Genomic DNA, 9,081 nt, shown 5'->3' with positions numbered 1-9,081 from the left:
GAACCCGTGGCGGCGTCGGCCGCCGCGGCCGGCCCCGCGCACCGGCCCGCCTCGGTCCCCGTGGCGGCAGGGGCCCCGTCGCCCGCACCGGCACCGGACGCACCGGACGCACTGGACGCACCGGATGCCGCCGAAGCGGCGGGAGACCGGTTGACCAGGGTCCCGGTGGCGGTCGTCGACCCGGCCTCGGGCACCGGCCCGGCCGCCGGCGCCGGTCCCGCCTCGGGCACCGCTCCGACCGCCGCGACCGGTCCTGCCGTCGGTACGGCCCCCGCCTCGGGCACCGCCCCCGCCCTCCGCCCCGACGCGGACCGCGACACCGACTGCGACACCGACCGCAACTCAGCCCCGGACCCGGACCCGGAAGCCGACGCGGACGGCCAGCCGACCCCCGCCGACGCGCCCCGCTGAGCCACGACCCCGCCCCGCCCCTCACCCGCCTCGTACCGAACCGCCTGCTGCACCCGCCGTAACCGGTGGCCCCAGCCGTGCCGTACCGCCGTACCACCGCGCCGTCCGAGGACCGCACCGGCCGCACCGTCACACCGCCGTACGTGACCGGGGCCGGGCCCGCTCTCAGGGAACGGGCGGGTTCTCAAGGGCCGGGTGGGTCCTGCGGCGGGTGCGCGGGCGGGTCGGCAGGGGAGTGCGGGGCGGTGGTCGCGGCGGGTGTACGGGGCGACGGTCGGCCGCGGTCGCCGTGGCCCGGCCACCACGCCGTGTGGCCGATGAGCGCCGTCAGGGCGGGCGTGAAGATCATGGCCATCACGAACGCGGCCACCGCGATGCCGAACGACAGGGCGAACCCCATCTGCGACAGGGTGGCGTTGCCGGCGAGCATCAGGGTGGCGAAGGTGCCGGCGAGGATGACGCCGGCGGCGGCGATGGTCGGCCCCGAGTGGCGTACGGCGGTGCCCGCCGCGTCCCGCGGCTCGCGCCCCTCGCGGGCCTCCTCGCGGAGCCGGGAGACCATCAGGATGTTGTAGTCGGTGCCCAGTGCCACCACGAACAGGTACATGATCACCGGCAGCATGAACATCAGCCCCGGCTGGCTGCCGATCTGTTGGAAGAGCAGCGAGGTGGCGCCGAGCGTGGCACCGAAGCCGAGCGCGACCGACAGCAGCAGGTACCAGGGCGCGACCAGACTGCGCAGCAGCAGCCCCAGAATGATCATGATGCAGAGGGCGGCGACCGGGAAGACCACGGCGTAGTCGCGGTCCACGGCCTTGTTGATGTCCACGTACACCGCCGTGGTGCCGCCCACCAGGGCCCGGGTGCCGGCCGGGGCCGCCTCGTCTGCGGCCGGGCGCAGTCCGGTGCGCACCGTGTCCAGCGCGTCGTCGGAGGCGGGCGGGTCGGTGAGCACCACCTCGTACGCCGCGGTGCGCCGGTCCTTGCTGAGGGTGGCCGGGTCGACCGAGCCGACGCCGTCGACCGCCCGCAGCCGCTTCTGGAGCGCGGTCACGGCGGCGCGGTCCAGGGGCCGGCCGTCGGTGGCGTCCAGGTAGACCGAGCTCGGGTCGGTGGTGCCGGCGGGGAAGCCCCGTTCCATGTCGCGCTGGGCGACCATCGACTCCTTGGACTTGGGCAGCGAGGAGCCGGCGAGGTCGAAGTTGGCGCGGTAGCCGAGCGCGCCCGCCGTGAGCGCCCCCATGAACACCGCCGATGCCAGCGCCCACACCGCGGGCCGGCGGGCGAGGAGCGCGCCGAAGCGGGCGAAGCCGGCGCCGGACGGTTCGGCCCGCCACGAGCGCGAGGGCCAGAAGATCCGGGTGCCGAGCAGCGACACCACCGCGGGCACCAGCGTGAGGCCGGCGAGCAGGGTCACGAAGACCGCGATGGCCAGGGCCGGGCCCATCGACTTCAGCATGCCGAGCGTGGACAGCGCGAGCGCGGCGAAGGCGACGATGACGGCGCCGGCGGCCGATGCGATGGCCTCGCCGACCCGCTCCACGGCGTGCACCATGCCGCTCTTGGCGTCCTCGCCGGCGCGCAGCGCCTCCCGGTAGCGGAAGAGCAGGAACAGGATGTAGTCGGTGCCGACGCCGAACAGCACCACCGTCAGCAGCTCCCGGATGGAACTGTCGGTCTTCATGTCGAAGAGCTCGTTGGCGCTGGCGATCAGGCCGGTGGCGAGCGGCGCGATGAGGCCGATGAGCACCACGGGCAGCAGCGCGATGAGCGGGCTGCGGAAGATGACGAGCAGCAGCACGACGATGATCACGATGGTGCCGACGGCCACCAGCACCCCGGCCCGGTCGGCGGACTCGCGTTCGTCCAGGGCCTGTGCGGCCGACCCGGTGACGCCCGCCGTGAGGTCGGTGCCGCGCAGCGCGGACGGCAGGTCGTCGCGGATCTTCTGGACGGCGTCCTGCTGGGCGGTGTCGTCCGGGTTGTTCAGCTTGGGCATGGCCACGATCGCGGTCTGCACCTGCTTGTTGGGTGCCACCGGGGCGGCGCTGACGTCCTGCACCTGGGGGATCTTCTGCCGGGCCAGCCGGTCGGCGACCTTGCGTACGTCGGCGGAGTCGGCCGCCGTCAGCCGGGCGCGGTCGGCGCGCTGGAAGACGATGATCGCGCCCACGTTCTGCTGCTGCGGGAACTGTTTCTCCTGGAGGTCCGACGCCTTGATCGACTCGTACCTGGAGGGCAGGAAGCTCGCCTCGTCGCTGGTGGAGGTGAGCTTGGGGGCGAGCGAGATGACCGCTGTACCGGCGATGACCCAGGCCACGATGACCCACCACGGCCGCCGTACCACCAGACGGCCCAGACCTGAGAACATCCCTGCCCTCCCGCTCGCCCCGAACGGATCGTCGCGTTCAGCAAGCATCCGTCCGCGCGCCCCGGCCCGCATCTCGAACGGCCGTACGCGCGGCACGGCACGGCACGGGCAGGTCCGTACCGCACCGGTGGGTTCCGGCGCGGGCCGGTGGCGGGCCGGCGGCGGTCAGCGAGTGGTCGAACGGCGGTCAGGCGGCGGCCAGCAGCGGCGAGGCGCCGGCGGGGCTGGGGTGAGGCGGTGGTTCAGATCGGTTCGTGGTCGTTGAGGATGCGTTGGAAGAGGACGTGGTCGCGCCAGGCGCCGTCGATGTGCAGATAGCGTTCGGCGGTGCCGATCCGGTCGAAGCCGCACTTGGCGAGCACGCGCTGGGAGCGCACGTTGTCCGGCAGCGTCCCGGCCTGCACCCGGTGCAGGGCCAGGCGCTGGTCGGCCGTCGCGCACACGGCGCGCACCGCGGCGCTGGCCAGGCCGCGGCCGATCCGGTCGGCGGCGACCCAGTAGCCGAGCGAGGCGTTCTGTAAGGGGCCGCGCACGATGCCGGTCAGCGTGATCGAACCGGCGATCTCCGTCCCGTCCACCAGCAGCCAGCCGAACTCGCGCCCGGAGTGCCGCTCAAGCACCTGCTGTTGGAGCCGGATGCGCTGGCCCTCGGTGGTGAAGAAGTCGTCGGGGCGGCGCGGTTCCCACGGCCGCAGGTGCTCGCGGTTGCGCCGCAGGGCCGCGGCCAGTGCCGGTGCGTCGGCCGGTGCGGCGGGGCGGATCAGCACGCCGTCGACGAGGGGCACGGCCTGGGTCAGCGAGGCCGGGGCAGGGGTGGCAGGCATGCGCCAACGGTAGGGGAGGCGCGGGAGGGTGCGGTCGCGGGGTGGGACGGGGGGGGGGGCGGCGCCCCCGGGCCGGGGGGGCGCGGGGGGCCGCGCGGGGGCGGGGGGGCGCCCGCCCCGCCCCGCGCCGCGGCCCCGCGGGGGGGGGCGGGGGGGGGGGGGGGGGGGGGGGGGGGGGGGGGGGGGGGGGGCGGGGGGGGGCCCCCCCCCCCGGCCTCTTGGCGTCCGCGGCGCGGTCCGTACGGGCTGTTGGCGCGGTTCCTTGGGATCAGGCGGTGACGGTGAGCCCGGCCGCCGGGTCGGTGACGTTGGAGACGTCGTAGGCCGCGCTGAGCGTGGCCGAGGTGATGTCGGTCGGGCAGCCGGCGCCGCCCGTGATGGTCACCGGGACGCTGGACTCGGCGTAGGCGAGCTTGGCCGGGGCGCCGTTGGTCCAGGTGCCGCCGACGCTGGCGGCGCCGGAGGTGCCGGTGCAGGTGAGGGCGCCGGTCAGGTTCATCACCAGACCGCCGCTCGGGGTCGACAGGTTGGCCGTGATCGGCGAACCGTGCTGGATCGAGATGCCCCAGGTGCCCGAGGTGGCGATGGAGACGTTCAGGCCCGGCACGTTGCTGGTGCAGGACTCGAAGCTGGGCGCGGTGATGGTGCCGGACACCGGGCCGCTGGCGTTGGTGTTGTTGGGCGCGGCCGGTATTTGGTTGGCGCTGCCGCTGCCGGCCGGTTGCGAGGTGGAGACGGCACAGGTCACGGTGAGCGGCCCGGCCTTGAGGACGACGTTGCCCGACTGCTTGGCGGCGAAGTAGTGGCCCGCCGGGGAAACGGTGGTGGAGCCGGCCGCCCGGGCCGACGACTCGGCGGTCGCGGTGCCGGCCAGCGAGAGCGCGATGGCGGCTGCCGCGGCGACGCCGGCGGCGGAAGTGGTCAGAACGCGGGAGCGGTGCGTGCGGTTCGTCATGAGGGGCTCCTTCAGAGCAACCGCGCGGAACGGGGTCCGCGCACAACATGAACCGAGCTCATTACGCGAGGTAACGGGCCTGAGCCTAAAGCTGCCAATGGCCATTGACAAGATCAGCTCAGAGCGGTTTTCGGCCGGTCAGGCAGGTTTTGACGGTGCGTCAGTTTTGCGATCGACGGCACGACGGGTCGGCTAGGTGCAGCTATGACGTCGTTGTCGAACCCGGTCGTGGGGCCGCAGTTGGCGTGATCATGCCGTGGGGCGGGAGTGGTGGTTGGTGCGGGGTGGTTCAGTCGGTGTTCGGCCCGGTTGGCGTGTCCGTGCCTGTCCCGTGGGTGGCGTCGGGGGCTGGTTCTGCGGTGGTACGAGCCGGCGCCGGGGTGGCGGTCGGGCCGGTGGGCGGTGCCTCGTTCTCGTATGGCGTCGCGGCCGGGGGTGGGGCTGGCGTTGGGGCCGGGGTTGGCGCTGGAGTCGGCGTCGGCGTCGGGGCGTGGTGGGCGCGTTCGGCCGCCACCTGGAGGCCCATCGCCCGTGCGAACTCGGCGCGGACCAACTCGCCGGCCAGCGGGCGCAGGGTGTCCATGGCGCTCGCCACTCGCCCGGCTGTCGGCGTACGGGGGCGAGGGGTCGGTGCGCCGGGGGTGGCGCTGTCGCGCGGGGTGGCGTGTGGGGCGCGGCTGGATCGGCCGGTGGGGTCGGTGCTGCTGGTGGGGTCGGTGCTTGCGGGGGCTTCGGTGTCTCCGCTGCCGCCCCCGTCCTCGCGGACGCCCCCACTGCCGCTGTCGCCGCTGCCCTCGCTAGCGCCACCCTCGCTGTCGCTGTCGCTGTCGCTGTTGCCGTCGCCGTCGATGAGATGGGTGCGGACGGCGCTGGCCAGGTGTTCGGCCAGTTCCGTGGTGTGGTCGCGGACCAGGGCGCTCACCGTGAGGAGTGCGGCGAGGGGGACTCCGCTGCGTACCAACTCCTCTGTTCTGTCAAGGAGTTGACGGCTGGGGTGGGTGATGGTCTCCCCGTCGACGGTGAGGTAGCCGAGCTCTGCCGCGCGGTGCAGGGTCTCGTCGGTGAGCTGGTCGCCGAAGCGTTCGCGCAGCTCCGCGCGGCAGGTGACCACCGGTGCGTCGGCGGGGCCGGCGCGCGCCGGCTGCTGTTCGGCGAAGTGTTCCTCGAAGCCCAGGAACTCCGCGACGCAACTGCCCCGGTCCGAAGCGGCGAACAGTTCGGCGATCCCCCTGACCGTGTAGCCGCGCGCCAGCAGGTCGCTGATCAGCCGCAGCCGGGCGAGGTGCGCCTCGGAGTAGAGCGCCACCCGGCCCACGTAGCGCGGCGGTGGCAGCAGCCCGCGGCCCTGGTAGTAGCGCAGATTGCGCACCTTGACCCCCGCCGCGCGGCCCAATTCCGCGACGCGGTACTCCCGGCCGTCCCCCGATGCCTGGTTCACGCGAGCGAGTGTAGGGTCCCGACGTCACCGCCATGTGTCCTGGCGAAGACGGGACCCGGACGTGGCAGTAACCCGCCCGCAGCGGAGCCGAATTGGCCGCGGCCGGACGCGCCCGATGCCGGTCTGACCGCCGGCCCGCCCCGTTCCCCCGTGGCACCGCCCCGCCCCGTTCCGCCGCCGCGCCCGCCATCAGCACCAGCGGCGGGGTGAGCAGCATGAAGCGGACCAGCGTCCAGGAGATGCCGTGCACGGAGCGGTCGAAGGCGCTGGCCCGCTGCGGCCCCGGCTCGGTGTGCGCGCGGGCGAACTGGGTGGCCTGCCCCGTCGCCAGGACCACGGCGGTGCCGGTGCCGCTGGCCACGCTGCTGCCCTGGAAGCAGAGTTCCGGCCGGGCCAGGAGGCCGTCCGTGCCGGGTCCTGGCGCGTCCACCGGCTCCTTGACCACCGGCACGGACTCGCCGGTCAGCGCGGCCTGCTGCACCGTGAGCCCGGCGGCCCTGAGCAGCCGCAGGTCGGCGGGGACCAGGTCGCCGGGGCCGAGCCTGATCACGTCGCCCGGCACCAGTTCGTCCACGGGCAGTTCGCGGGCGCGCGGCTGGGCCTGCCCCGTATCGCGCCGCAGCACCGTCACGGTGGTGGCGACCAGTTCGCGCAGGGCGGCCATGGACCGGGCGGCGCGATGCTCGCCGAAGGTCCGCAGGACGCAACTGACCAGCACCAGGGCGAGGATCACACAGGCGGTGCCCCAGGACGCCACCAGCGCCGAGACCACGCCGAGCAGCAGCAGGACCGCCGTGAACGGGTCACGCGTGCTGCGCAGGAACCGGCGCGGCCAGGGCACCGCGCGCCACGCGGGCAGCGTGTTCCCGCCGGCACGGTCCAGCCGCGCCGCGGCCTCGCCGTCGGTCAGCCCGCGCGGCGAACTGTCGAGCGTGCGGAGCACCTGGAGCGCGGTCAGCCCGGCCAGCGCGTCCGCCGCGGCGCCGATGGTCGGCGGGGCGGCGGGGTCGGATGGCGCGGTCGGGTCGGGAGGAGGGTTCGATGCCGGCGCCGCAGCCGCCTCAGGCACCGGTCCTGCGGAGTCTGCGGGGCGCCGCGGTGTCATCGGCGGCGCGGGCGGCGAGCTGTCCGACCATCAGCCGGACCACGGTCACCACGTCGGGATCGGCGACGTAGTACACCTGGCGGCGGCCCTCGCGGCGGGAGGAGACGAGGCCGGCGAGCTTGAGCTTGGACAGGTGCTGGCTCACCGCGGGCAGCGCGCCGCCGCCCCGCTCGGCCAGCCCCGTGACGTCGCTCTCGCCCTGCGCCAGCGCCCAGACGATGTGCAGTCGCGCCGCAGCGGCCAGCAGGCCGAACGCGGCAGCCGCCTCGTTGAGCACCTCGGCCGGCGGGTCGTCGAAGTCACCGACAGGTCCGGACACGCTAGCTCTCCCCTCGGGGGCACCCCGCGGCCCCAGGCGCCCAGTGTAGGTGCCGGCAGTGACACCGGGCCGGCGGGCAGGCCGCGGCCCGCCCGCCGCGTGCGCGCCGGGCCCACCGGCCTGGCCTGGGGCTTCGACTCGTTCGCGAGGCGTGGTCGTGGGGTGGAGCGGGGTGGGTGTTGGGCTGGCCACCCGGGCGACGGGGTACGCGGCGGTGCGCCCTGCCGGGTGGTGGCGCGCCGTGGCCGGAACGGGGCGCGCCCGCGTCGGCGGTCAGCTCCGGCATCCGTGTCGGGTACGGGCCCACGTCCGGCCCGGGGCGGCGCTCGGCCTCCGCGACGGTACGCGCGCCCGCGCCCGGGGCCAGGTCGGCGCTCGGCCTCCGCGTACGCGCGCCCGCGTCCGGCCCAGGCCGGGGCTCAACCCTGCATCCGCGCCCGCGTCCGGTCCAGGTCGGGGCTCAGCCCCGCATCCGCGCTCGCGCCCGGGCACTGACCCATCAGCCCACCGCCACGCCGTAGTCCTTGGCGATGCCGGCCAGCCCCGACGCGTACCCCTGGCCGATGGCGCGGAACTTCCAGTCGCCGGCCCTGCGGTAGAGCGCGCCGAAGACCATCGCGGTCTCCTCGGCGGCGTCGTAGGACAGCTCGTAGCGGCACATCTCGCGGCCGGTGAGGTTGTCGACGACCCGGATGTACGCGTCGCTGACCTGGCCGAAGTTCTGGCCGCGGGCCTCCGCGTCGTGGATGGAGACGGTGAAGACGACCTGTTCCACGCCCTCGCCGAGGCCGTCGAGGTCGACCATGAGCTGCTCGTCGTCCCCGTCGCCCTCGCCGGTCGTGTTGTCGCCGGTGTGCCGCACCGCGCCGTCCGGGCTGCTGAGGTTGTTGTAGAAGACGAAGTGGTCGTCGGAGACGACCTTGCGGTCCGCGCCGCAGATCACGGCGGACGCGTCCAGGTCGATGGCCGCGCCGCCGGCCGGCTGGGCGTCCCAGCCGAGACCGACCGTGACGTCCGCGAGCGGCGTGCCGTCCTGGTTGAGGACGACGTTCTGACCCTTGGCGAGGCTCACGCCCATCGGTGGTGCTCTCCTTCGTCTGCGCTGTCCGCTGCTCTGTCCGCGCGGCACGGGCGCCCGGCCCGGCCCCCGGACCAGCGCCCTTCACCCGAACCCAACGGGGCGCGTCACGCCATAGTTCCCGGCTTGCGCAACTGAAGAATGAATGGGGGGTGGCGGTGATGGTGTCGGTTCGGGGCGGCGGCGCCCCGGGCGGGCCCCGTCCGCTGGCGGCCCGCTCGCCGCCGGCCCGATGGGGCGGGAGCCGGCGCGGAGCGGCCCGGGGCGGCGCGCCCCGCCGGAGGGACCTCGACCCGCGGAAGCGCCGGATGTGCGGCAGTCGGATGCCGGGCAGCCACGTGCGCGAAGGGCCCGACGTGGAGAAGTCGGACATGCGGGCGTCTGTAAGGGTACGCGGTGGAGCGCGGCCGGCTGGCGGTGGGTTGTCGCCACGTGGCGACTGGGGCGAGTGTGCGGCCCCGGCGCCCACCGTGCGGGGGGGGGGGGGGGGGGGGGGGGGGGGCCGGGGGGCGGGGGGGGGGGGGGGGGGGGGGGGGGGGGGGGGGGGGGGGGGGGGGGGGGGGGGGGGGGGGGGGGGGGG

At 75.2% G+C, this 9,081-nt stretch carries 7 protein-coding genes and 3 pseudogenes; 3 read left to right on the top strand and 7 right to left on the bottom strand.

Going from position 1 to position 9,081, the window contains the following annotated elements; all coding sequences use genetic code 11:
- A pseudogene (locus tag AAHZ94_RS21995) lies at positions 1–411 on the top strand (hypothetical protein); the annotation flags it as partial.
- A 184-nt stretch (positions 412–595) separates the two neighbouring features.
- Here the strand turns inward: AAHZ94_RS21995 and AAHZ94_RS21990 are convergent.
- Positions 596–2,782 carry an MMPL family transporter gene (locus AAHZ94_RS21990; RefSeq protein ID WP_349994697.1) on the bottom strand — a complete coding sequence of 729 codons (2,187 nt, stop codon included), beginning with the start codon at positions 2,780–2,782 and terminating at the stop codon, positions 596–598.
- A 242-nt stretch (positions 2,783–3,024) separates the two neighbouring features.
- Positions 3,025–3,606: a GNAT family N-acetyltransferase gene (locus AAHZ94_RS21985; protein WP_349994696.1), complete on the bottom strand. Its 582-nt coding sequence runs from the start codon at positions 3,604–3,606 to the stop codon at positions 3,025–3,027.
- Between the two features lie 41 nt (positions 3,607–3,647).
- Here AAHZ94_RS21985 and AAHZ94_RS21980 point away from each other — a divergent pair, with 41 nt between their 5' ends.
- The gene (locus tag AAHZ94_RS21980; RefSeq protein ID WP_349994695.1) at positions 3,648–3,929 is read left to right on the top strand and encodes a hypothetical protein; all 282 of its coding nucleotides are present in this window, start codon (positions 3,648–3,650) and stop codon (positions 3,927–3,929) included.
- On the opposite strand, the gene AAHZ94_RS21975 is transcribed toward AAHZ94_RS21980, so the two are convergent.
- From AAHZ94_RS21975 to AAHZ94_RS21955, 5 genes and pseudogenes are all read right to left on the bottom strand, one after another.
- On the bottom strand, positions 3,875–4,561 hold the full coding sequence (locus tag AAHZ94_RS21975) for a hypothetical protein (RefSeq protein ID WP_349994694.1): 687 nt from the start codon (positions 4,559–4,561) through the stop codon (positions 3,875–3,877). The genes AAHZ94_RS21980 and AAHZ94_RS21975 overlap by 55 nt on opposite strands.
- A 289-nt stretch (positions 4,562–4,850) precedes the next feature.
- Entirely contained in the window at positions 4,851–5,999 is a 1,149-nt protein-coding gene (locus AAHZ94_RS21970; RefSeq protein ID WP_349994693.1) for a MerR family transcriptional regulator, read from the bottom strand.
- Between the two features lie 160 nt (positions 6,000–6,159).
- Positions 6,160–7,104: pseudogene (locus tag AAHZ94_RS21965) on the bottom strand (P-type ATPase actuator domain-containing protein); the annotation flags it as partial.
- Positions 7,061–7,423 carry an ArsR/SmtB family transcription factor gene (locus AAHZ94_RS21960; RefSeq protein ID WP_349994692.1) on the bottom strand — a complete coding sequence of 121 codons (363 nt, stop codon included), beginning with the start codon at positions 7,421–7,423 and terminating at the stop codon, positions 7,061–7,063. The gene AAHZ94_RS21960 and the pseudogene AAHZ94_RS21965, both read right to left, overlap by 44 nt.
- Before the next feature lie 499 nt (positions 7,424–7,922).
- Complete coding sequence (locus tag AAHZ94_RS21955) at positions 7,923–8,501, bottom strand: TerD family protein (protein WP_349994691.1); 579 nt, start codon at positions 8,499–8,501, stop codon at positions 7,923–7,925.
- 323 nt (positions 8,502–8,824) lie between these two features.
- On the opposite strand from AAHZ94_RS21955, the pseudogene AAHZ94_RS21950 reads away from it, so the two are divergent.
- A pseudogene (locus tag AAHZ94_RS21950) lies at positions 8,825–9,081 on the top strand (hypothetical protein); the annotation flags it as partial.

The organism is Streptomyces sp. HSW2009 (assembly GCF_040240285.1).
Lineage (GTDB): Bacteria > Actinomycetota > Actinomycetes > Streptomycetales > Streptomycetaceae > Streptomyces.
Note: the sequence above shows the minus strand (reverse complement) of the source record. Positions and strands in the feature narration are given on the sequence as shown.